Annotated in this window: 17 protein-coding genes and 1 pseudogene; 2 read left to right on the top strand and 16 right to left on the bottom strand. The window is 42.6% G+C overall.

Going from position 1 to position 24,053, the window contains the following annotated elements; genetic code table 11:
* Positions 1-112 precede the first annotated feature (112 nt).
* The 12 genes and pseudogenes from AB4114_RS23580 to AB4114_RS23525 form a co-directional block, all read right to left on the bottom strand.
* A complete protein-coding gene (locus AB4114_RS23580) occupies positions 113-1,450 on the bottom strand; it encodes an MFS transporter (RefSeq protein ID WP_441990729.1) in 1,338 nt (445 codons plus the stop codon).
* 33 nt (positions 1,451-1,483) lie between these two features.
* Positions 1,484-2,704 carry an amidohydrolase gene (locus AB4114_RS23575; protein WP_441990631.1) on the bottom strand — a complete coding sequence of 407 codons (1,221 nt, stop codon included), beginning with the start codon at positions 2,702-2,704 and terminating at the stop codon, positions 1,484-1,486.
* 248 nt (positions 2,705-2,952) lie between these two features.
* Positions 2,953-3,810, bottom strand: a complete 858-nt coding sequence (locus tag AB4114_RS23570; protein ID WP_441990630.1) for a methyl-accepting chemotaxis protein — start codon at positions 3,808-3,810, stop codon at positions 2,953-2,955.
* A gap of 129 nt (positions 3,811-3,939) precedes the next feature.
* Positions 3,940-4,740 carry a pyruvate, water dikinase regulatory protein gene (locus tag AB4114_RS23565; protein WP_441990629.1) on the bottom strand — a complete coding sequence of 267 codons (801 nt, stop codon included), beginning with the start codon at positions 4,738-4,740 and terminating at the stop codon, positions 3,940-3,942.
* A gap of 29 nt (positions 4,741-4,769) precedes the next feature.
* Positions 4,770-7,451: a pyruvate, phosphate dikinase gene (ppdK, locus tag AB4114_RS23560; protein ID WP_441990728.1), complete on the bottom strand. Its 2,682-nt coding sequence runs from the start codon at positions 7,449-7,451 to the stop codon at positions 4,770-4,772.
* A gap of 110 nt (positions 7,452-7,561) precedes the next feature.
* Positions 7,562-9,064 carry a 4-hydroxyphenylacetate 3-hydroxylase family protein gene (locus tag AB4114_RS23555; RefSeq protein WP_441990628.1) on the bottom strand — a complete coding sequence of 501 codons (1,503 nt, stop codon included), beginning with the start codon at positions 9,062-9,064 and terminating at the stop codon, positions 7,562-7,564.
* Positions 9,065-9,802: 738 nt separating this feature from the next.
* A complete protein-coding gene (locus AB4114_RS23550) occupies positions 9,803-9,955 on the bottom strand; it encodes a kinase/pyrophosphorylase (protein WP_441990627.1) in 153 nt (50 codons plus the stop codon).
* A 13-nt stretch (positions 9,956-9,968) separates the two neighbouring features.
* Complete coding sequence (gene ppdK / locus AB4114_RS23545) at positions 9,969-12,650, bottom strand: pyruvate, phosphate dikinase (protein WP_441990626.1); 2,682 nt, start codon at positions 12,648-12,650, stop codon at positions 9,969-9,971.
* 154 nt (positions 12,651-12,804) lie between these two features.
* On the bottom strand, positions 12,805-13,854 hold the full coding sequence (gene gap / locus AB4114_RS23540; protein WP_441990625.1) for a type I glyceraldehyde-3-phosphate dehydrogenase: 1,050 nt from the start codon (positions 13,852-13,854) through the stop codon (positions 12,805-12,807).
* Between the two features lie 172 nt (positions 13,855-14,026).
* Positions 14,027-14,316 (bottom strand): annotated as a pseudogene (locus AB4114_RS23535) (phosphoenolpyruvate carboxykinase (ATP)); the annotation flags it as partial.
* A gap of 293 nt (positions 14,317-14,609) precedes the next feature.
* Positions 14,610-16,214 (bottom strand): helix-turn-helix domain-containing protein, encoded by a 1,605-nt coding sequence (locus AB4114_RS23530; protein ID WP_441990624.1) that lies wholly within the window; start codon positions 16,212-16,214, stop codon positions 14,610-14,612.
* Between the two features lies 1 nt (position 16,215).
* On the bottom strand, positions 16,216-17,985 hold the full coding sequence (locus AB4114_RS23525) for a sensor histidine kinase (RefSeq protein ID WP_441990623.1): 1,770 nt from the start codon (positions 17,983-17,985) through the stop codon (positions 16,216-16,218).
* Between the two features lie 320 nt (positions 17,986-18,305).
* Here AB4114_RS23525 and AB4114_RS23520 point away from each other — a divergent pair, with 320 nt between their 5' ends.
* Positions 18,306-18,758, top strand: coding sequence for a MarR family winged helix-turn-helix transcriptional regulator (locus AB4114_RS23520; protein WP_441990622.1), 453 nt, complete (start codon positions 18,306-18,308; stop codon positions 18,756-18,758).
* 11 nt (positions 18,759-18,769) lie between these two features.
* Entirely contained in the window at positions 18,770-19,978 is a 1,209-nt protein-coding gene (locus AB4114_RS23515; RefSeq protein WP_441990621.1) for an MFS transporter, read from the top strand.
* A 364-nt stretch (positions 19,979-20,342) separates the two neighbouring features.
* Here AB4114_RS23515 and AB4114_RS23510 read toward each other — a convergent pair whose 3' ends face one another.
* The 4 genes from AB4114_RS23510 to AB4114_RS23495 form a co-directional block, all read right to left on the bottom strand.
* The gene (locus tag AB4114_RS23510) at positions 20,343-21,173 is read right to left on the bottom strand and encodes a carbohydrate ABC transporter permease (RefSeq protein ID WP_441990620.1); all 831 of its coding nucleotides are present in this window, start codon (positions 21,171-21,173) and stop codon (positions 20,343-20,345) included.
* 11 nt (positions 21,174-21,184) lie between these two features.
* A complete protein-coding gene (locus AB4114_RS23505; RefSeq protein WP_441990619.1) occupies positions 21,185-22,129 on the bottom strand; it encodes a carbohydrate ABC transporter permease in 945 nt (314 codons plus the stop codon).
* A gap of 247 nt (positions 22,130-22,376) precedes the next feature.
* Positions 22,377-22,811, bottom strand: a complete 435-nt coding sequence (locus AB4114_RS23500; protein ID WP_441990618.1) for a hypothetical protein — start codon at positions 22,809-22,811, stop codon at positions 22,377-22,379.
* Between the two features lie 145 nt (positions 22,812-22,956).
* Positions 22,957-23,970 carry a transposase gene (locus AB4114_RS23495; protein ID WP_441990617.1) on the bottom strand — a complete coding sequence of 338 codons (1,014 nt, stop codon included), beginning with the start codon at positions 23,968-23,970 and terminating at the stop codon, positions 22,957-22,959.
* Positions 23,971-24,053: the final 83 nt, after the last annotated feature.

Below are 24,053 nucleotides of genomic sequence, written 5' to 3'. Positions count from 1 at the left end.
CTATTAATGAAAGCGCAATTATTCCCTGTAAAAAACCAACGAAAAAAAACAAGCTGACACCTGTTGTATACAGTTGGCAGCTTGCAGTTTATATAGAAAATGAAATAACGAGTTAAATTAATCTATCCTTTTCAACGGGTACAAGTAGGATAGAAATTGAAGCGATTAACGCTGCGAGAGAAAAAATATAAAAATTTACACTGAAATCCACTTTCCATGCCAATAGAAGTCCCCCTAGAATAGGCCCACAGGAGGCACCGATTCTGCCAACACCGGATGCCCAACCCAAAGCGGTTGAACGTGCGTGTGTAGGGAAGTATTTTGTAAGGTAGGCATTCAAAATAATAAGTATTCCAGTTGAACCTATTCCCGCGATCCCGATGAGTGGATAGAGCAAGAACGTAGGGGGCTTTAGACTTAATAAAGCGATACTTATCGCCGCTGCAAAATAGGCTATGCTAATGACCCGTTTTGAGCCCCATCGGTCTGCTGCTGCACCAGCCCCGAGTGCGCCGAAAATGGCTGTAAAGTTTAACATTAATAAAAGTGACAAACTGGAGCCAAGAGGGTAACCAGCCTGGACCATCATTTTAGGCAGCCACGCACTTAATCCGTAAACTAAGAGTAAGCCCATGAAAAAAGTAACCCAAAAAAACGTGGTTGTTCGTAAATACGGTTTGGAAAATAAGAAACCAATAGCACCCAATTTATTTTTTGAATCTTTTGTGTTTTCTACTTGATGTATCGTAGGTAGATCGATCTGATATTTCTTACAAATGGCTTCTGCTTCTTGTTTACGATTACGTGCGACCAGAAAATTGAGTGATTCAGGTAGCTTCCAAATGAGGAAAGGCACCAGGACGATAGGGGACAATCCCAGCCAGAACAAAAATCTCCAGCCGTAGTCATTTAGGAAAAATAAGGAAGCTAATGCTCCTAGTACGCCTCCAAGAGGATAACCGGAAAACATAATGGCATTCATCAGCGAACGACGACGAACAGGCGCGTATTCAATCGTAAGTGTGGTTGCAATCGGCATAGCCCCGCCTAATGCAATCCCTCCTGCAAAACGGATGAATCCTAACATTTCCGGTGAAGCAGCCATGGCTGATAAACCCATAGTAATAGAAAAAATACCAATACAAGTGATGAGAGTCCATTTGCGGCCGATGAGGTCCGACAACGACCCAACGACAACGTTCCCAATGATCATTCCGATCAGCGCGTAACTGCCAATGAGCCCGGCTTGAACAGGTGATAACCCCAATGACTTATCCGTTAATAAGCTTGACATGACCGCACCGTAAATACCTAGATCATATCCTTCAGCCATAATCGTTAGAAAGCAGCAGAAAACGACTAAAGCAGTTAATGATTTTGCAGTTCGCGTTGGCTTTTGCAGAGTATCAGCGGTCTCTGATTTTCCGTTTAGAGAGAGATTTTCATTCATGTTCAATATAAAACCCTCTTTCAAATTTTTTTTTTAAATCGAACTGCGAATCATGTTTCCTTTAAACATGACAGCTACACGCGTGGATCTTCTCGCAACGGTTTCCGCCGAACAGGTCGCATCCACCAAGACGAGATTTGCGTCATCTCCAACGGCTGGCCAAATCCGTTTGCCATTTGGGTCCAGAGTGGTTTTTCCACCTGTAATGAATGCAAGTGCTTTCGTAAGTGAACCTTCATCAATCCAACTGTATCGTTCAACAAACCTGTTTACTTTATCAACAATATCGCCGTTTCTAAAAGGGAACCATGAATCATAAAATCCATCGCATCCCAGTTCAACCTTCACCCCATTTTCATGTAAAAAAGGTAGCGGCGGGATCTGTCTGTTGATTAATACAGTTGATATGATGGAGACGCCTAATTCGGCAAAAAAATCGATTGTTTCAGCTGCTTCTTCGACGGGGACATCACCCAAGGCAAAAGCATGGCTAATTGCCACACGGTTATGATAACCTGCCTCTTTCGTCATGGCGGCCAACCGTTTCATCGTAGTCATACCTAACTGGGATGGATCGTGCAAATGGATATCGATGTCGGCATTAGCCTGTACAGCAATTTCCATCATTTGTGCAAGCGACTGCTCCATATTCCCATCCACTCCGGCCGGATCAAGGCCGCCAACAATTGTTGCTCCTTCCTTCATAGCCTGCTTCATCAAATCAACCGATTGCGAGCGTAGCAGACCATGCTGCGGAAAAGCAACAATTTCATACGTCATTTTGTCGCTAAATGTCTCCAGTGCTTTACGTACTTCCTCCAAATGCTTCAACCCGACATAAGGATCAATATTAACGTGAGTACGGATATGAGTGACACCAGTCGAAGAAATAAACTCCAACATGCCTTCTGCCCGCTGTTTAACTGTATCCAACATAACAAGGTTCTCTTTCGCTTCAAAATCCAATCGTTCAATCAGATTTTTCACGGGTTTGCATGATTTCCATCCGTATCCCATGTAGGTTTTGTCCAAATGAATGTGTTTTTCAACAAAGGAAGGAAGGGCAAGTAGTCCCTTTGCATCTTTTCTCGGAAGATCGGTTACAAGCGGCAGATCGGCCGACATCATATTGGCGATTTTGCCGTTTTCAATCAAAAGATGACACACTTGCGAACGTGTATGAATAATACCGTCTTCATCCTGCTCAAAACCACTGTCCAAGCGTACATGTGTCAACCAGTAAGCAGAAATCATTTTCTATCTGTCATCCCTTTCTGTTTGAGGCATTCGTGTACTTATTCCCCCATAAAATTGAAAAGTTGTTAAAACAGCAGCGCATAACCCAATTTAGTTAAACATATCCCCTTCCTCCTTTCTTATATTTCCTCTCCTTCTAATTGGGATACTTATAATTTATTATAGGTTGTATTTTTAACGGTACGTGTTAACTAGTTAACGTTTTAATATTAAATGTAAGCGCTATTATTTTTTGTCGTTTTTGATTACCTCTTTTGCGAAATTTCAGAAACAGTTACTAAATGCTGCGCTTCAGTACTAATTGTTTCGATCGCTAGCGATATCTCTGAAATTTGTTCAAATTGATTGTGAAATAAGTGTTTCGATCCCTCAAAAAGTTTCCTTAAGTTCACAGTTTCATTTGTTAAATCATTAAGAATGCTTTCGATATGTCTGGATGACTCTTTGGAATCATCAGCCAACTTTTGTATTTCTTTAGCCACGACGGAGAAGCCTCGGCCCTGTTGGCCTATATGGGCTGCTTCAATAAGTGCGTTCAGACCTAGTATTTTGGTTTGGGTTGAAATCCCTGCTATCGTGGAAACGATTGAAGAAGTCCGGTTAATTTGCTCTTGTAAATTATTCATATATTCAAAAATGACTTCATTTTTTTCGAACAGAACTTTTGATGTTCTCATAATCGCAGTTGAGTTTGCATTCGTTTGCTGCACAAGGGCAAACAGATGCTCTGCAATATTCATTAGCCTTTTTTGTTTGTTCAAGCTGACTCCGAATACGATGGAACCGACGATGTATCCATTCTCAAAGATTGGTATTCCACCACCACAATACACTACTCCATAAACAGATTGATCAACAATGTTGAATTTTTCCTTCTTATTCTCTATTATTTCTTTAGCCACACTGCCTTGTTTAAAAGCTTCGTTCACTACGATGGGGAATTTTAGTGAATGACCAGGGAAATAAGCAACAAATTTCTCCATATCTGTAATGCCCATCGTAACATCTTCCTCAAACAAACAAATCATTTGAAACCAAATAGGTGCTGTAGCAAGTAGATGAGAAATGATATCTGATTTTTGATGAGAATTCATTTGGTCCATTGTCATGTCCTTTCATCAGTAGATGTCCATCGATAACGTATTTGAAATAGGTATTTCTTAGCAATAAAAACAAACCGAACCCCCTATTTCACGTAGGGTTCCGGTTCTATGTTTACCAACCAAAATGTATTACATGGCATCCAATATGATGGCGGCCGTTTCCTCAATTGCCTTCTCCGTGACATCGATTACTGTACATCCAAGCTGCTTATACAAGTCGAAGGCGTATTCCAACTCTTCCGCTACTCTTTCTATGGCAGAATATTTAGCGCCGAATGGCAAACCTACCGCTTTCAACCGTTCCGTTCGGATCTTAACGAGCTGGTCCGCGCTCATCGTCAAGCCGATTAATTTGTTTTTGTTAAGTGTAAACAAGCCTTCGGGCGGTTTCACTTCCGGTACTAGTGGATAATTGGCTACTTTGTACCCTTTATGCGCCAGAAAAATACTAAGCGGCGTTTTCGATGTTCTTGAAACCCCCAGAAGAACAATATGTGCTTGTCTCAAAGCACTAGTATCCTTACCATCATCGCAATTGACTGCAAATTCAATGGCTTCGACCCGCTTCTGATAGTTTTCGTCCATTTGGTGAAGCAATCCCGCTTGCCTTTTAGGAGAATCCTTGAAAGTATCAATGAAAGCTTGCATGACAGGCCCAAGGATATCGATACTTGTTACGTTTAAGCGAATCGCTTCTTGACGCATCATCTCTCTTAATTCCGGAAGAACAAGCGTGTAAACTACAAAACTCCCCAACCTGGAAGCTTCCTCCATCATACTTCGGATCTCTTCCTCCGTTCGCATTGTTCCAAAACGTCTTACATGAACTTTGCTAGCGTTAAACTGACGAATTGTCGCTTGAACGACGGTATTTGCCGTTTCCCCAACCGAGTCAGAACAAATGAAAATGGTATGGACTATCTCCCCCACCCGTGACACCTCCAAGCATCTCTGCCGCATCAAATGGCATTAGCTACCTTACATTCGCTGGGAACACCATGTTCGATGAACGCTTGTGCTGCGGCGATTCGAGCTAAAGGAATTCGGTAAGGGGAACAGCTAACATAATCCAATCCGATCGAGTGACAAAAGAAAATTGACTCTTTATCTCCGCCATGTTCCCCGCAAATCCCCGTTTTAAGCGATGGCTTAACAACACGGCCCACGTTTACGGCTAAGTCAATCAATTGGCCGACTCCTTCCGTGTCGAGCACCTGAAACGGATTATGCGGCAAAAGCTTTTGATCGACATAATGGGTTAAAAACTTTCCTTCCGCATCGTCACGGCTGTATCCAAACGTCATTTGCGTTAAGTCATTGGTGCCAAAAGAGAAGAAATCCGCGTGTGCCGCAATTTGGCGCGCAGTAAGAGCAGCGCGTGGTACTTCTATCATTGTCCCGACCTTATACGGACATTCTCGAAGCTTTTCTTTCCCCAGCACCTGCATCGCAACGAACTCAACAAGTTCTCTGAAAATTTTCAGTTCACTTGCATGACTAACGAGTGGAATCATGATTTCCGGATGTACGCTGATGCCATTGTCGATACAACCAGATGCTGCACGGAAGATGGCCTCAATCTGCATCTCATAAATCTCCGGATAAACAATTCCCAATCTGCAGCCTCGTTGCCCTAGCATGGGGTTTGCCTCGTGCAGAGCTTGCACTTTCCGAAGAAGGTGAGCCACCTCATCTCTTTCCTCGTCAGAGCCCTCTTTATCATACATCAGCTGGGCTTGTCTTCTCTGAAGATCTGCGAGGTTTGGGAGAAACTCATGTAGTGGCGGATCGAGCAATCGAATCGTCACCGGGAGGCCGTCCATTTCATTAAAAATGCCTTCAAAATCCGACTGCTGCATCGGAAGCAGTTGGGCAAGAGCCTTCAAACGCTCCTCCTTATCTTCCGCAAGAATCATTTGTTGAACGACTGGTAATCGCGCTGATGAGAAAAACATATGTTCCGTCCGGCATAGCCCGATCCCTTCTGCCCCTAATTCTCTCGCAATTCCCGCATCGTGCGGATTATCCGCATTCGCAAACACTTTCAGTGTGCGAATCTCATCCGCCCACTTCAGCATAACGAGAAGTTCATTTGTCATCCTAGCTTCATGTAAAGGCATGTTACCGCTAATGACGCGTCCCGTTCCGCCGTCCAGTGTAATCCAATCGCCTTCTTTTACGATCTTGCCTCCAACCATCATCTGTTTCTCATCAAGTACGATTCGGATGTCTTCGCAGCCGCAAACGCATGGCTTGCCCATTCCCCTTGCCACTACAGCAGCATGGCTCGTCATCCCTCCACGGCTCGTGAGCACCCCTTCTGAAGCGATCACGCCATGAATATCTTCCGGCGTCGTTTCCATTCTAGCAAGAATAACTGCTTTGCCCGCACGGCTCCATTCTGCTGCCGTGTCGGCGCTAAACACCAGCTGTCCCACCGCTGCACCCGGCGAAGCAGGAAGTCCTTTTGCCAAGACATCCTTTACTGCATCTTCATCAATACCTCTGTGCAGAAGCTGATCCAAATGGGACACTTCGATACGGCCAACGGCCTCCTGCTTGGATAATACACCTTCATGGACCAAATCGACGGCAATTTTTAATGCGGCTTGGGCATTTCGTTTCCCGTTTCTTGTTTGTAATAGGTAAAGCTTATTATTTTCAACCGTAAATTCGATGTCCTGCATATCTTTGTACTGCTTCTCAAGCTGCTTGGATGCCTGGAATAACTGCTCATAAATTAGAGGCATCTCGTTTTTCAGCGCAGTAATGGCCAGCGGTGTTCTTATACCTGCTACGACATCTTCACCCTGAGCATTGATCAGGTATTCTCCAAAAAATGTATTCTCACCCGTAGAAGGATTTCTCGTAAAGACGACGCCGGTGCCGCAATTACCGCCCATATTGCCAAAGACCATGCTCTGCACGTTGACGGCTGTCCCTTGCTCATCTGGAATCCGATTTATTTTACGGTAAATTTGAGCTCTTTGATTGTTCCAAGACTTGAATACGGCTTCAATGGCCATTCGTAACTGCTCGTACACGTGCTGAGGAAAAGACTGGCCGGTTTTAGCTAGAATGCACTTTTTATAATCTTCAATCAGATCCTTCCACCCCGCAGCAGTAACATCATGATCTTGGAGGGCGCCCTCCTTCTCTTTCAAACAGTGGAGCAGCTGCTCAAAATGGTAGGATTCAATGCCGAGCACCACGTTTCCAAACATCTGCATCAAGCGGCGGTAGCAGTCGTAAGCGAACTTTTCATTGTTTGTAAGCGTCGCCAATCCAAGGACAGTTATATCGTTAAGTCCGAGATTCAAAATGGTATCCATCATCCCCGGCATTGAGCTTACCGAACCAGAACGTATCGAAACAAGAAGCGGATTGTTTGCATCACCGAATATTTGTCCTTTCTGACTCTCTAACTGCTTGAGAGCTGTTTCGATTTGTTCAAACTGTTCCTCCGAGATCCGATTGCCTACCTTAAAAAAAGCTAAGCAGGCTTCAGTCGTAATGGTGAATCCTGGCGGTACGGGAAAACCGGCACGCGTCATCTCAGCAAGATTAGCTCCCTTTCCTCCCAGCAAAGCTTTCATTGAGGCACTTCCCTCTTGAAAAKGTACCACTTGTTTTTGTGTCATCATTTGTTTGCCTCCTTATTTTTATCCATACAACAAAACCCATAATATAGTCCTATCGGTTGCCATCCGAACAACATACGGATTGCGTTACTCAACCTTTATCTTTAAACTTAAAAAATCAATTGCTTATTGTTGATGAGTTTCTTCGACGCTTGGGGTATAGCAGGAATATCCAATGCATCATCTACCAACGCGAAGGAATGAGTCTTTTTATAATTATTGTAAAAAATGGCTTTTTTACGTATCGGATCACCTGTGTAGTAGCGCTCGTATTGAAGTAACCGTTGTCCGAACGCCTCGCCGCACAGATCCCACGCAAGCTTGAAGAGGTGGATACGATCTGGACCAGAAACTCCTTCTCGACCGCCATAATAACGCTCCATATCTCCTGCTAATTCAACATTAGTCAGATCAGCTTCCGTCGGAGACATCAGTAATCCACCTGCGCCGATAATTTGCATTACCTCAATCGCGCGCGGATAGAACGTCGGCAGCAATCCGCGAATCGTTTCAATTGGATCATATCCAGGTACCAAATCACCGGAAGGCAGCGTTTCATACTCTAATTCCGCAACCTTCAGCAGCGCTCTTAGCGTTTCCACCGACTGGATCAATTCGCCCAAATCGTTTTGCACGTTCAAGTAAACATCCACACCGATGGAATCAGCCAATCGACAAGCTACTTCTGTAGCAAACTGAAGCTTTATCAAACCTCTTACACCAGTTTGGTGCGAGGGCTGCTGTCCCAAACCTGCTTTTGGATACAGCAGGTTCGCCGCTTCCACATTGTTATACAGGAATATGCGATTCCAAGGCACCAATACATCGTTAAATACAAGTAATGCATCCATCTCTTCAAAGCGTGATGCCAACGGATGATCCGCAACCGGACGAGTTCCATCTTGCATAGCCTCACGGCAAAGAATGCGAATGCCCGGCGTGTCGATAGGAAGAGCAAATGCAAGCGCATAACGCTCATCGCCTGATTTAAACCCTGGGAAAGAGTACACAATGACTTCATCCGTGATCGGCGATAGCGTTGCCAGCATTTTAGCTCCACGAACGATTAGACCTTCCGGTGTTTCTTCCACAGCACCCAAATGCGTGAATGTATCCTGCTGTTCGTGCGACGATTTGCTGCGGTCATTTTGCGGATTTATAATCGCATGTGTCAAGAATAAGTCATTATCCCGAACATGACGGTAATAAGTCTTGGCGTTTTCCGCCCATTCCGGATTGTATTTTGCCAAAAAATCCGAATTGCTGTATAGCGAAGTGACGACAACATTAAGGAAATCCGGCGTTCTTCCCATCAATCCGAATGTTGCTTTGGCAAAGGCTTCAAACGTCGCTCTGCGTGCCTTCAAATCCTCAGGTTTTCTAGGAACCAGGAAAGCGTTGTTCACCCGTTCTCCAGTTTCTTCACAGATGTGCGTTATTTTATCTTGATAATCCAGATCATGCTGCATATCATATAACTTCGCAATTTCGTGAATCGGTTGTCTGAATACAGCTTCATCGTACAAATTGGTCACTTTTCTCCCCGAGAGCCATACCTCCGGCTGGCGAGATTTGAGCGCCTCAATATACTGAGCGCCAGTACGAATTCCCATTGTAATTCCCCCTTAAATGTATCTTCTTTACACTTCTTGCAAGGTGATTCAAGAGCTTATGTTTAGAGTATAAGAGCAACAAGATAATTGAACTGTAAGGCAATTAACATTTTCTGCGTTTATTGAAACCGGATTCATTTGGTGTAAAAAAAGATCGCCGAATCCAAACAAATGCAGCCTGCCTTCAGAATCAATTTGGATTCCGAATCTCAGCCAGCTGAGCATCCTTCATCTGATTGATTGCCTTCCCATCGAGTACATAATCTCCGTCATCTGCAATATCCAAGCTGCAAGGACACATCCTTACGTGTTTTCTTCAGCGAGCGAAGATTTCGACACTTTATCAGCCATTGACTTGTGTTCGTCTCCATAACACTCACCTGACAGTGGCACTGTTTGGTAAATACAAATATCAATATCGTCATGAACCCTCGTTACTTTACCTTAAAAGCAATGTCAATTACCCAACCACCTGATATAAACCAAGGTTTCTGGAAATTTTTCATTTCAGACATGATAAAATCTAAATCAGGATGAATAAATACTCCCCCAAAAAATTGCTGAATAATAATTCTAACAGGGAAGACACTAATCGTTGCATATCCACAAACAAAGGAGCTAAGCACGTATTTCAGCGCTTAGCTCCTTTGTCATTCAAGTATTCGTTTTTTGACAATTAATACATTCATTCCAAGATAATACCTGCTGTTTCTTCAATGGCTGCAGCTTCCTCCATCATCAATTGGATTTCATGCTCCGTACGCATGGTCCCAAGCGTTTTACATGAACTTGGCTGGCGTTAAACTGACGAATTGTCGCTTGAACGACGGAATTTGCCGTTTCACCAACGGAATCCGAACATACGAAAATTCTACGGACTTTCTCCTCCACCTGTGAATTCCTCCTAATTTACAATAGCTACATCACTAAATATTGCTACGCTGTGTAGAATAAATGCTTGTGCTGCAGCAATTCGTGCCAAAGGAATTCGGTAAGGCGAACAACTTACATAATCCAAACCGGTCATGTGGCAAAAGAAAATCGACTCTTTATCTCCGCCATGTTCTCCGCATATGCCTGTTTTTAAAGATGGTTTAACTAACCGACCCGAATTCACGGCCAACTCAATTAATTGTCCGACTCCTTCAGTGTCGAGGACCTGAAACGGATTATGGGGTAGCAGCTTCTGATCGACATAATGGGTAAGGAATTTCCCTTCAGCGTCATCACGGCTGTACCCGAACGTCATTTGTGTTAAGTCATTGGTGCCAAAAGAGAAGAAATCAGCATGAGCTACGATCTGGCGCGCTGTAAGTGCTGCACGTGGTACCTCGATCATGGTGCCAACTTTGTATGGACAATCTCGAAGGTTGTCTTTCCCCAATACCTGATGCGCAACGAAATCAACAAGCTCTCTCAATATTTTCAACTCATTGGCATGACCCACGAGTGGAATCATGATTTCAGGAAGCACCTTGATCCCCCTGTCGATACAGCGTGAAGCTGCGCGGAATATTGCTTCAATCTGCATATCGTATATTTCCGGAAATACGATCCCTAGTCTACATCCCCGTTGACCTAGCATTGGGTTCGTTTCGTGGAGCGATTGCACTTTGCATAGAAGGTTCGCAAGTTCATCTCTCTCCTTATCTGAGCCCTCTTTCTCATACGTCAGTTGAGCATGTCTTTTTTGCAGCTCTTCGAGGTTGGGCAGAAACTCATGCAGTGGAGGATCAAGCAATCGAATCGTTACCGGGAGGCCAGCCATCTCCTCAAACATACCTTCAAAATCAGACTGCTGCATAGGAAGCAACTGAGCAAGAGCCTTCAATCGTTCCTCTTTATTTTCTGCCAAGATCATCCTTTGTACAACAGGAAGACGGGTCGGCGAGAAAAACATATGCTCTGTTCTACATAACCCGATGCCTTCTGCTCCAAGTTGTCTTGCGATTTTCGCATCGTGCGGATTATCCGCATTCGCGAACACCTTCAGTGTACGAATTTCATCTGCCCACTTTAGCATAACGAGAAGCTCATCCGTCATCTTGGCTTCAAGCAATGGCATAGCACCGATAATAACGCGACCCGTTGCTCCGTCCAATGTAATCCAATCGCCTTCCTTCACGCTCCTGGTTCCAGCCGTCATCCGCTTCTCGTGCAACTCGATACGAACTTCTTCACAGCCGCATACACACGGTTTGCCCATTCCCCTTGCGACAACTGCAGCATGACTCGTCATTCCACCACGACTAGTGAGCACGCCTTCTGAAGCGATCACGCCATGAATATCTTCAGGTGTCGTCTCATTTCTAGCCAGTATCACCGTCTTACCGGCACGACTCCATTCTGCTGCCGTATCAGCGTCAAATACTAGCTGACCAACAGCTGCGCCTGGTGAAGCAGGAAGTCCCTTTGCCATCACTACCTTGATCGCTTCTTCATTTATACCTCTATGCAAAAGCTGATCAAGATGCGACACTTCGATGCGACCAACGGCCTCCTGCTTCGTCAATACACCTTCGCGAACCAAATCGACCGCAATCTTAAGCGCAGCTTGCGCATTTCGTTTACCATTTCGTGTTTGTAGCAGATACAGCTTATTATTTTCCACTGTAAACTCGATGTCCTGCATGTCTTTATAATGCTGCTCAAGCAGTTTGGAGGCCCCGAACAACTGCTCATAAATAGCTGGCATCTCGTTTTGCAGCGCTGCAATCGCCAGTGGTGTTCTAATTCCTGCTACGACATCTTCCCCTTGCGCATTGATTAAGTATTCACCAAAAAATGTATTCTCCCCAGTGGACGGATTTCTCGTAAAGACAACGCCTGTACCGCAATTGCCGCCCATATTACCAAATACCATACTCTGTATGTTAACCGCTGTCCCCTGCTCATCTGGAATTCGATTAAGCTTGCGGTAAATCTGTGCTCTTTGGTTATTCCACGACTTGAATACAGCTTCAACGGCCATACGCAACTGCTCGTATACATGCTGCGGGAAATCCTGACCTGTTTTCAATCGAATGCACTTTTTGTACGCTTCAATGAGTGATTTCCAACCTTCAGACGTAACATCTTGATCGTGTTCTACGCCTGTTTCCTCTTTCAAACGGTGTAACAGTTGCTCGAAATGGTAGGACTCAACGCCMAGAACGACATTCCCAAACATTTGCATTAACCTGCGGTAGCAGTCGTAAGCGAACTTTTCATTGTTCGTGAGCGAAGCTAATCCTTGGACCGTTATATCATTGAGGCCGAGATTCAGAATCGTATCCATCATCCCCGGCATTGAGCTTACGGAACCTGAACGAACGGAAACAAGCAGTGGATTACTTGCATTTCCGAATGTTTGTCCTTTCTGTTTCTCTAATTGCAGGAGTGCTGTTTCGATCTGTTCAAACAGTTCTTCTGAGATGCGATTGCCAATTTCAAAAAAATGTAAGCAAGCCTCGGTTGTAATCGTAAAGCCAGGAGGCACGGGTAGGCCGGCGCGTGTCATCTCAGCGAGATTGGCTCCTTTTCCACCGAGTAAAGCTTTCATTGAAGCATTTCCATCTTGGAAAGGTACGACTTGTTTCTTTGTCATCTTTTAATTGCCCCCCTGTTTTTTTCGTTACAGTTAATTGAATCACACAAAATATAGAATTTTTTATAACCGTCCGTTGGTAAGGTTGCAATCACTTCATTACATGATTTACAAATGATTACGCCTAGATCATATCGATGAATGGCTGCCAATGTTACATGGTTTGTGTTAGACATTTTGCTTCCCCCTTTAGTTGTGTGCTCTCCGCACGTGACATATAAGATACTAAATCAATGACTCGATTTGCATAACCCCACTCATTGTCATACCATGCAAGCAGCTTGATTTGGTTATCCTGTGTCATTATGCTAAGACCGTCAATAATGGCTGACTTCTCATTGCCAATATAGTCCACAGAAACAAGTGGCAATTCATTGTAGTCAACAAATGCTCCCATTTGTCCGGCTATCGCCTGTTTGATGGAAAATTTCACTTCATCGACACTTACTTCACGGCCGACTTTGACTTGCAGATCCAGCAGTGAAACATCTTGTGTCGGCACACGTACGGAGATGCCTTGTACATGGGATGCGAGATGAGGAATAACATCGATAAGTGCCTTTCCTACCCCAGTCGAAGTCGGAATAATAGAATTCGTACATGCCCTAGCACGACGAAGGTCTTTATGCGGGTTATCCATATGATTTTGATCATTCGTATACGCATGGACCGATGTCATCCACCCCATCTCAACACGAAAAGCCTCATCCAGAATATGCAGAATAGGTGCGATACAGTTAGTCGTACAAGAAGCTGCAGAAAGTAAACGATGCTGCTTGGGATCATACCGATCTTCATTCACTCCCATGACAACAGTCAGATCCATGTTCGTACCCGGTGCAGTAATCAGAACCTTCTTTGCTCCACCAAATAAGTGGCGTTCAGCGCCATGCCGATGATTGAACTTTCCAGTTGCATCTACGACTAACTCAACGCCATAATCTTCCCAGGGCAGTAAATCGGGTTCTCTTTCACAGATGACAGTAATTCGCTGACCGTTAATACTAATTAAGTTGTCATGTAACACTTCGATTTTCGCGTCCCAAGTGCCATGAACCGAATCATATTTCAACAAATGGGCCAACACATGAATGGGGCTTGTTGAGTTGATCAATTTCACTTCGAAATCCTGCATATTATTGGAAAATGCTTTTCTCAAACACAGCCTACCGATTCTACCTGTACCACTTATGCCAACTCGCATCTTCAACCACCTAACCTTCAATTAGTATGTCATAAATGTATCATATCAGTAAATAATGTACAATATATAATTCTATTTTGTAATAAAATCAACATTTTCTCTATTATTAATCTTACATATATGACGTCATATATAAAAGATATCGTATTCTACCCGAATGAATATCCCTGCCACCAAAGATCGGATCAGCAGTAAACATCGCTTGCTCGATACTTCCATTCAAAGCAGCAGTTATCATCGCACGAGTGAAAGTTAAATTCATCCGATACCTACACCATAGGGACCTCCGGACCATCCCGTGTTAACCAAATATACTTTAACTTGGTGATTCTCGATTTTATCTCCCAATAGCCTTGCGTACACAGTTGGATGGAGCGGAAGGAAAGGCGCCCCAAAGCAAGTGGAAAATGTCGCCTCTGGTTCCGTTACACCTCTTTCGGTACCTGCCAACTTGGAATCGGAAATTGAATTAGTTCGAACAATCGGAGTTTCTTTCGCTAAAGAACCTCTCGTTCCAATGATTTCCTCGGTTTCCGTTCCCATCCTGAACTTTTCCAACCATTTCCAAAACCTTTGGACACAAATCATAATAGAGCTGCGAAAAAGCCTGCTCCATTCAAAAAAACGCCAGATAGCGGTTTCTTCCGCTATACTGGCATTTTTACTAATCACTTGTGTGCGACCCCTTTGGGAATCAGGCCTAATTATTGATTATCATTTAAGCTGCGTCAATCTAATAAAACGGGCGCTAATCGCTATACTTTTTTACGGTATTCAGCAGGTGACATGCCAGAGAAGGCGCGAAATAATTTAAAGAAATAGCTGCTATTATCAAAACCAAGCTCTTCTGAAATTTGTTCAACGCTTTGAGCCGATGTATCAAGCAATTCACGAGCCCTTTCCATCTTACTTCTCGTGACAAATTCTATAAATGTTTCTCCAGTCTCCTTTTTGAAAATACGGCTAAAGTGCGACGAATTAAGATCTAATCGTTTAGCCATTTCCTCCATACTGATTTTTTCATTCAAATGCATCATCACATAACGTTGCGCCGCGACAATTTCCTTTCGGCTAGATTGATCTTGGTGCAATCTCACGTTTTCCATTTTTTCAACCAAAAATTCAATTAGCCACTCACTAAGATGATTAATCGTATCGATTGCATATACCGTTTGTTGCAACACCTCTGCACTATAATTCGTTAGAAAATGCTGCATGACAGTGAACTTCAGTTCTATGTCAGTAACTATTTTTAACACCCAACTACGAACGGAATCCATAGGATACTTATTTGCATCAATTTGAGCAATCCACCTTGCAATTGTTTCTTTTACATATTCAACATCGCAATTAAAAATACAATTTTTAAAGCCTTCCAGAGCCGCTGTATAATTTACAAATATATCGTCCTTAGTTGTCTCAATTTGCTGCAATTTTAAAATTCGATTTTCCCMTGAATAAAAGTGGAAAGTTTTTGAATTTAGTAATAGTGTGGTCTGTTTCTTTAATTCTAACATCGTATTGCAAACTTCACCGAAATAAAAAGAAGTTCCAATTTTCATATAAAGATTTATTGAATTTTGAATTTTTTGTAATTCCTTATTTATTTCTTCCGATATATTCCTTTTAATTGACTTAGGAAAAGGATATAGGACAAAGTAATGTTTCTCAGTGAGTGTTATGACAACATTCCCCTCGAATTTGACAGATTCGTTCAGTGCATTATCAATTACAAATTGAAGTTGGTGCCCTCCTCCAAACCTCGTTGCTACATCCGAAAACCGTTCTAGCAAGCAAAGTACAGGTAAATAAGGAGTTCCTTTCAATGATTGAATGCCGATATTTTCTGCTTTCTCTACCCACTCAGTCTCATTCCAAATAGGTTGATCTATCAAAGAACGCAAAAATTTTGTTCTTACCGATGAGAGGGTTTGAAAAACTACATCCTGCAGTTTTTGCCGGTCACGCAGCATCGCTTCTTCTTCGTTCAACTGTTTAATAAGTTGGCGTAGAATATCTACCAACTGTTCAATACGTAGAGTTTCTTTTAAAATATAATCATTTACTTTCAACTTTACTGCCCTTTGAGCAAATTGAAAGTCTTCATGGCAGGACAAAATGACAGTCTTCAAGCTAGGATTGATTTTTCTTGTTTCTTCAATTAAATCCAATCCATTCATGATCGGCATACCGATATCGGTAATTAGAATATCAGGTTGAGAACTTTTGCAAGCGTTTACCGCTTCCTCTCCATCAGAACAAGCTTCAATAAGCTCCAAACCGAGTTCTTGCCAAGGGATTTTTGCCGTCAAGTATTCAATAACAGGCATATGATCGTCAGCGATAATTACTTTATACATATCATTTATTCTCCATTTTTGAAATCGGGAGGATAAGTACGATGCTGGTACCAAGATTATTTTCACTTTGTATAGTCATTTGAAACCGCTCCCCGTAAATTAACTTTAGACGTTCATAGACATTAGATAGCCCTATACCGGATATCTGCTTGCTGCCGTTATCAGCAGATCCTTCGATAATCTGTCTTTTGTTAAGTATTAATCGTTCCTGTAACGAACTCACCGTTTTTGTATCCATACCAAGCCCATTATCCTTAACCGAAATCTGCAAGGTTTCTTCCACTTTGTCTACATTTATCGTAATACATCCGCTTTTCCCAGTAAAACCGTGCTTATACGCATTTTCAATAATTGGCTGTAGTATAAATCTTGGCACAGTCTCCGGAAACAGCTCAGGATTCACATGGATACGAGGAACGACTGGATGCCGCATAGTAAAGTTCATCAATTCCATATATTGCTTGGACATTTCAACCTCAACAAGCAATGATACAAACTCCTGATGTGTGGAAATGGTAGAACGCAATAGAGTTGATAAAGATCCGATTAGCTCGGCGTTCTGCTCGTCGTCTTTCATTAGAAGCTTCAAACGAATCGAGCTTAGTACATTGAACAAAAAATGAGGATGAATTTGCGCATGCAGCATCTCTATCTCTGCCTGCCGCTTAAGCTCTTGCTCAAGTTTGACTTGTTCGAGCATCTGAAGTATGCGGTCAAGCATAAGATCAAAAGCACGCCCTAGACGTCCAACTTCATCCCCTCCTCTTACATTAGATCGCACCTCTATATCCCCAGCTTCAACTTTAAGCGCAACTTCACCAAGTACTTGAATTGGTTTTGTAAATTTCCGAAGCAAATAGGCGAGAATGATGATAAATCCAACTAGAAAAAGCACCTGTAAAACCAAACCAGACCTAGAAATGTTGTTTAATTTATCGGTTAATTGTTCGTATGGAGACAGACTGACCAGGGTCCAACCCGCATGACGCAGAGGTTTAGACACATAGAGGTGAGATTTCCCATCTAAACTAATAATCTCAGATGATTCAACGACATTTTTTTGAATTAGGTTTAAAAAATTATCCCCAATGTAATCCTTATCTCCGTGGGACAGTATATGGTTATTCGTATCCAACAGAAAAATGTCCTCGGAGAATTTGTCAAAAATATTACTGAATGCATTCTCCGAGCGGCTTACGATTAAATAAGCAATCGGATTCGCAGAATTATCCATTAAAACTCGAGCTGTCATGATCACGTAAGGATTCTCTTCTGCCTGGGATTTCAAATAATTTGGTTGGACGCCTAAAAAAAGCGTGTCTAAAGCTGACAAGCGAGACAAATCTTCAAACCAGGCTTGTTTTCTAAAATTTGAAGGATCAAACTCATAATACGAATAACTGGAAAAATAGCGTCCATCTCTTGTTAGTAAGGTGAGCTGTACATCCGGTTTATCGCTAACCAATTGTTCTAATTTTTCCGTTACCGACTTCGTTAATAATGGACCATACTTACTCTGAATCAAGCTCTTGAGCTCCGAATCAAATTGAATCATGTTTGATACGGCAACCATTTCATCCATTACTTTATTGATTTRACCCTGCACATTTTGTAAAATCTGGTTTGAACTTTCTAACGTATGTTCTCGAATGATTCGCTGTGTAAAAACGTTTGTAATAAATAGCATGATAATGGTTGGCAATATCAAACAAGCGATTGATGTAATAATTAATTTTTTCCTGAGAGACAGATTTCGGAAGAATAATAACATGATAAGCTCCTTTTTAGAGTAACGGACCATTATTGATGAAGGAATTTTTTAGATCATATTACTTGAGAAAACATGTACCRTCTCTCTTGGTTAAAGCAGCCTTTTAGTTTTAACGAAATGATTTCCAATTATTCTGAATCATACGATACGCCAAACTACTATACCATCAATTATTTTGACATTTTAAGAAATATTTTTTCTGAAGCAGTGGTTATGAGTCAATAGGCGTTCACGACTATATCTTTACATCGTTAGTTGTTTGGTATATAGTTGTCGTAACAACTAATATATAAAAGCAGGGAATGGGGGCACAAATATACATGACGAATCAGATCAATGAACTGAACCGATCAATCGGATTTATGATGGGTACGACCTATCACAAGTTGTCTGCCTTATTACAGGGCAGGCTGAAGGAGTATGGAATTACACCCGAGCAGTGGTCCGTCCTCTATCAGGTTAACCGAGATGACGGCCTGATTCAGAAGGAAATTGCTGAGCTCACTAGCAAGGACAAGCCGACGACCACTCGAATTCTCGATCATCTAGAGCAAAAAAGGCTGATCAGCAAGCGGATTGGGGAGAACGACCGCCGTTCCTTCGCGGTCTATATCACAGATAAAGGACGAAAGCTGATCCAAGAGACAATCCCAATTGAGAAGCAAGTTACGGTGGAGATCAAGCAGTGCATTTCCGAGGAGGAATACGAGGGGCTTATTTCACTGCTCTTAAGAATTAATAATCATGTGAATAAATTAGCGGATAGAGAGTAGGGGTATACACCATGCAGCAGCTTGAACAGTCATCCAGACTATGGACGAAATCCTTTATTTGCTTAACGATTGGCGCGTTATTGTTATTCCTTAATCTGCAGATGTTGCTGTCTTCCTTCCCTGCCTATGTGAAGAACGAATTTCAAGCGGGGGATCTTACAGTTAGTCTAGTCACAAGTGTCTTCGCGATTTCCGCGATAGCAGCCCGTTTCATGACGGCATGGTTAATGAAGAAAATGAATCGTAATGTTATCCTATATATCGGTTTAGCCATTGCAGCACTTATAACCGGTTTGTATGTCATAGCGGATTCCATTGGAGTATTGCTAGTTATGCGTGTTGCTTACGGAATTGGGTTCGGGATGGCGAGTACGATAATCCCGACCTTGGTGTCGCAGATTATTCCAGGCAAGCGAATGGGTGAAGGGATTGGTTATTTCGGTTTGTCTACGAGCTTAGCGATGTCTATCGGACCGATGATTGGCTTAAACGTGATGCAGCAATCCGGTTTCGTAACCTTGTCCATGATCGGCATGTGGACCGTGCTAGCGGCTATCCCGCTTCTGCTCTTCTCTCGCTCAGTACCGCCGGAAGCTCGTAAATCGACTGAAGCGCACAAAGGTGCAGCGGTAAAGATCCCTTTTAACAAGCAATTATTGTTTCCCGCGTTCCTTAATGTGATTACTGCAGTCACTTATAGCGGTCTGCTAAGCTTCATCGCCCTGTTTGGACAATTTAGGCATCTAGAGCAGGTCGGCTTGTTCTTCTTGTTCAATGCGGTTACCATTATTATCGTTCGTCCGATCTCCGGTAGAATATTCGACAGCCGGGGCCATGCCGCGGTTCTTATACCCGCAGCGATCTGTCTTGTGGCAAGCTTAACCGTGCTCTCCTATGCGACATCGATGAGAATGCTCATTATAGCCGCGTTATTGTACGGACTTGGCTTTGGAGCAATTCAGCCTACTCTTCAAGCTTGGATGCTGCGTTCCTCTAAGCCAGAGCAATACGGGATGGCCAACAGCATGTTCTACAACTCCACGGACTTTGGCGTAGCGGCAGGAGCTTTAATTCTGGGTGCAATTTCAAGCATATCGAACTATGCGATCATGTATCGTTACTCCGCGGGATTCATGGTCCTATTCCTGATTGTGTATGTCGCTGTTCGAGTGGTTTCGGCTAATCGTAAAGATGGTATAGTAGAAAGCAGTCAGGAATGAGATGGATCAATCGGAACAAATGTTATACCGTAATGAATGGTTTGACTGGCAATTGGAACATGATGCACAATGGCTGCGACCCGAGAGGCTATGTTATTCATGCGAACATACAAATATGAAATAAAGAAAAGGAACATATCATCTATGTTCCTTTCAATGTTATTAATAGGAAGATATAACATTAAATACGCGTATTCCATAACTCGCAGAATGCATCAACTTCGCTTTTTCCTTTACATAGCGATTCCCTTATTATCTTTTAATCGTTTCTTGGATGATGGTATGACGTTTTGAACCCCTGCTTCTTCAATCACCATAGTTCGCAGACTCCATATTTTCTGATATCTGACAATTGACTTGTTTATCATCCCTTCACACTACCCATGGCAACGCCCTCAATAACATGTTTCTGTCCAATGATGAAAATGATCAACAACGGTAAAATGGCGGATACGGCTCCAGCCATCATGAGCGAATAAAACTCGCCATTCGCATCAGCAAACTTACGCATACCGAGCTGTAATGTAAACAATTGCTCAGACCGGATAAAAATCAACGGATTCTGGTAATCATTCCAAGTCCAGATAAATCGCAATATCATATAAGTCGCCATTGCCGGCTTGACAAGCGGAATTGTAATACGGGAAAAGATGGTCCAGTGATTCGCACCGTCGATCCTCGCTGATTCAATAATTTCATTATGAATACCCATGAAAAACTGCCGTAGCAGGAATGTCCCAAGAACCCCGGAAGCACCGATTAGGATTAGACCAATGTGACTATCGAATAATCCCAACCAACGTATCATAATAAATTGCGGCACCAGAATCGCCTGACTTGGAATCATGAAGGTTACTAGTACTAGAACGAAGAGAATATCACGCCCTTTGAAGCTCACCTTTGAGAAGCCATAGGCTGCCATACAAGAAATCAGTAATGAGAACAGAGTTGTTAGTACGGATACTTTCAAGCTGTTCCAATAATACATTGTAAAAGGCAGCGCCCCAGCCCAAACCTCTGTATAATTTTCAGTTGCTCTCCATGTCTTCGGAATCCATTGAATGGGATAAGCCAGTACTTCCAGTTCAGGTTTAAATGAAGCTGAGAGCATCCATAAGAAAGGCAAAGCGAAAAATATTCCACATATTGCCATAAATATAGTAACTATTGTACGATCAAAACGAATTGATTTCATTGGAACACCCCTTAGTAGTTTACCCATTTCTTTTGACCTACCCATTGAATAAGAGTAATCACTAGAATGAAGAGAAGTAGTACGATACCCATCGCAGAAGCGTAACCGGACTTCAAATTAATAAATGCAGTTTCATATAAGTAAAATACGATAACGGATGTGGATCCCGCCGGTCCTCCGTTCGTCAAGATCATGATTAAATCAAATGCCTTGAAGGAAGCAACCAAACCCGTTATTAACAGAAAGAAAGTCGTTGGTGAAAGCATTGGTAGAGTGATGGAGAAAAATTGACGAATTGGTGAGGCCCCATCTATATCAGCTGCCTCATACAAATCCTTGGGTATGTTTTGCAGTCCAGCCATAAAAATAATCATATTGAAACCCAAAGACGACCATACCAAGATAATCATTACGGAAAGAAGCGCATAATTCGTGTCCGCGAGCCACAATGGAGGATGAGCAATTCCAATTGACTTTAAGAAACCGTTAATCGGACCATTCGTTGGGTGGAATAACACTCTCCATAACACGGCGACAGCAACAAAGCTGGAAATAAACGGCATAAAGTAGATTACCTTGAAAAAGGTCTTGAAGTACGTTACTTTATTAATAAGCACAGCCAATATTAACGAAAGAAAAAGTGACACGGGTACAACGGCCATCAACGCAATGTTATTTTTCATGGAGTGAATGAACTCCACATCTTGGAACAGTTTTTGGTAATTGGCGAACCCGACTGATTTGATGCTTCCTAGACCCGATATAAAATTCCAATCGGTGAAACTAATGATACCGGAAAGAAGAATGGGTATAATCGTAAGCACTGTAGTCGTAATGAGCATTGGTCCAGTAAAAAATAAACCAGCCCATACATCATTGAGAGAACGCTTTCGGGAATAGCGTAGAACCTTGTTAGATTCGGTTCCAGTGGAGTTTTTTATCAAGCCTTGTTTCAAATCGATCACCTCATGTTGTTTGGTTATGCTTTCATTATAGGGAGCAGAAAGAGCAAATACATCCAAGTATTTTTTCTTTTCAGGAAAATATTTGCGTGCTTTATGTGACAGCCAACACAAATAATCGCAGATCGAGTGATCGGCGATTCATACTTGACTCCCAAGTAACTTTTTTATGATTCCTAGAACCCATCCGGCACATAAAAATGCTATATAAGCAATTTTCACATTTTTGGAAGATGCCCTCCTACGACTGACCAATTAACGCACAAGCCCTCGATTCAATATCTTTGAGGTATTGGATAGGGTTTCTTCTAAAGCGTTGACGCTTAATTCCTTCATGAAGACGCTCGTTCCACCTGTCACGTTCTTGAGCAAAAGTGCTGTAATCAACAAGTTGGAGACGTTCTAATACATTCTCCTGTTTAAGAGCATCGTCAACCAACACAACAAACTCTCCACTTCGAAGGATGTAATCATTCCAACTTCGGCGTCCAGTCATCCGGCGATGACGGGTTTTAGTTTGACGAAAAAAACGTTCATGATCGTTATTCGTTCTGGGGACATGAGGTGCATCGTAACAAGTAAAGAGGCCTCTCCAAAATCCTTTTGAATAGCTCTTTACATTGTTTACGAGCACTTCATCACCTTTCTCCGTATATGTCTGTTGCATCCAATTCAATAGATTCTCTAGGTGAAAACGAACGGATTCACTTGTCTGGTCAAGCGCGGGTTCAAATATTTTTGCCACATGTGTAATAACAAGCTGCCAGCGGCTGACTGCTTTGTAGGCTTCCTGAAAATCGTTGATTTTACTGAATATTCTGTTAACCTTTTTCAGGAGAGGAAGCTCTTTTTTTACTCAAGCAGTTCTCCAGCGATTTCTGAACGGCTTGTGCGTTTTCATATATTCGAATACCAGGCAAATCCAAAGGTGGATTGCCATCTTCAAGCAAAATGGAACGAACAGCCGCTAGATAGTCTTTTGCAATCTCGGCTTCATCGGATGTGTCTTTCTCTACTACCTTCTCGATTTCACGGATTCCGCGTAGCGTTTTCTTAATACCGGTTTTAAGCTTACGATCGATGTCAACAACCGGCTTAGCGATATCTTTTAGGTAGTGATATTGGCAGTACTGGTAGGGTGAATTCGGCCACATGGTTTCCATAGCTATGCGAATGGATTGCTGGCCGTCACTGACCAGCCCAATTACAGGAAAGTTCATGTCTTTTACAGGTTGCAAAAGGGCCATGAGCTCGCTCGCTGATCCGCTTTTGAGATTTTTTGCCGCTAGAATTGTACCGCTAAAAACTTCACGTACAACATAGAGCGTCTCGTTTCCCTTCTCGGGTTGGACGCCATCCATGGACAACATAATACCTTTGTTCTCTTGAACAACTTTTTCTAACTGAATGCGGGTATGATCCGTCACAGAAGCACGTAGCAACACTAAATACCGCTCATACAGTCTCATGGAATTTCTCTCCGATGTTGCGACTCCGCGTTCGTTTAGCGCTTCAGTAATCTCTCCAATGGTCTTATGTTGTTTGAACCGTAGGTCTCCGACTAAGGCAAGAACATCAAAACCGTAGGAAGTGTGCTTCATGCATAAGGCATCGGCCTGCGCAGACCGAAAGTACCGTCTAAGAGGACCACAAGCTTCACTTGGACAGAAATAGGCCATATTCCAAACTTGAATAACGCCTTGAAGAGTAGAAATATTCTTTTTCCAAGCGGTATGATGCCTCTTTAGTTTTATTCCGCAATCTGGACAATGAAGAATTTCAGGGTGAAAGTAAACTTTCTTTTCAGGAATGATTCGGTTTTTTGGTAATGGCATAGAGCAAGACCTCCGTCAAATTAGCTATTAACTAATTCGACAGAGGATTTGGAATTACCTGTTAGTCAATTGGTCAGTCGTAG

The organism is Paenibacillus sp. 2RAB27 (assembly GCF_052115445.1).
Classification (GTDB): domain Bacteria; phylum Bacillota; class Bacilli; order Paenibacillales; family NBRC-103111; genus Paenibacillus_E.
This window is presented reverse-complemented; position numbering and strand designations above follow the sequence as displayed.

Coding starts and splice junctions, on each gene's coding strand:
- AB4114_RS23580 (WP_441990729.1), bottom strand. CDS start 1,450: ATGAATGAAAATCTCTCTCTAAACGGAAAATCAGAGACCGCTGATACT.
- AB4114_RS23575 (WP_441990631.1), bottom strand. CDS start 2,704: ATGATTTCTGCTTACTGGTTGACACATGTACGCTTGGACAGTGGTTTT.
- AB4114_RS23570 (WP_441990630.1), bottom strand. CDS start 3,810: ATGGACCAAATGAATTCTCATCAAAAATCAGATATCATTTCTCATCTA.
- AB4114_RS23555 (WP_441990628.1), bottom strand. CDS start 9,064: ATGGGAATTCGTACTGGCGCTCAGTATATTGAGGCGCTCAAATCTCGC.
- gap (WP_441990625.1), bottom strand. CDS start 13,854: ATGCGAGTTGGCATAAGTGGTACAGGTAGAATCGGTAGGCTGTGTTTG.
- AB4114_RS23520 (WP_441990622.1), top strand. CDS start 18,306: ATGACGAATCAGATCAATGAACTGAACCGATCAATCGGATTTATGATG.
- AB4114_RS23515 (WP_441990621.1), top strand. CDS start 18,770: ATGCAGCAGCTTGAACAGTCATCCAGACTATGGACGAAATCCTTTATT.
- AB4114_RS23510 (WP_441990620.1), bottom strand. CDS start 21,173: ATGAAATCAATTCGTTTTGATCGTACAATAGTTACTATATTTATGGCA.
- AB4114_RS23495 (WP_441990617.1), bottom strand. CDS start 23,970: ATGCCATTACCAAAAAACCGAATCATTCCTGAAAAGAAAGTTTACTTT.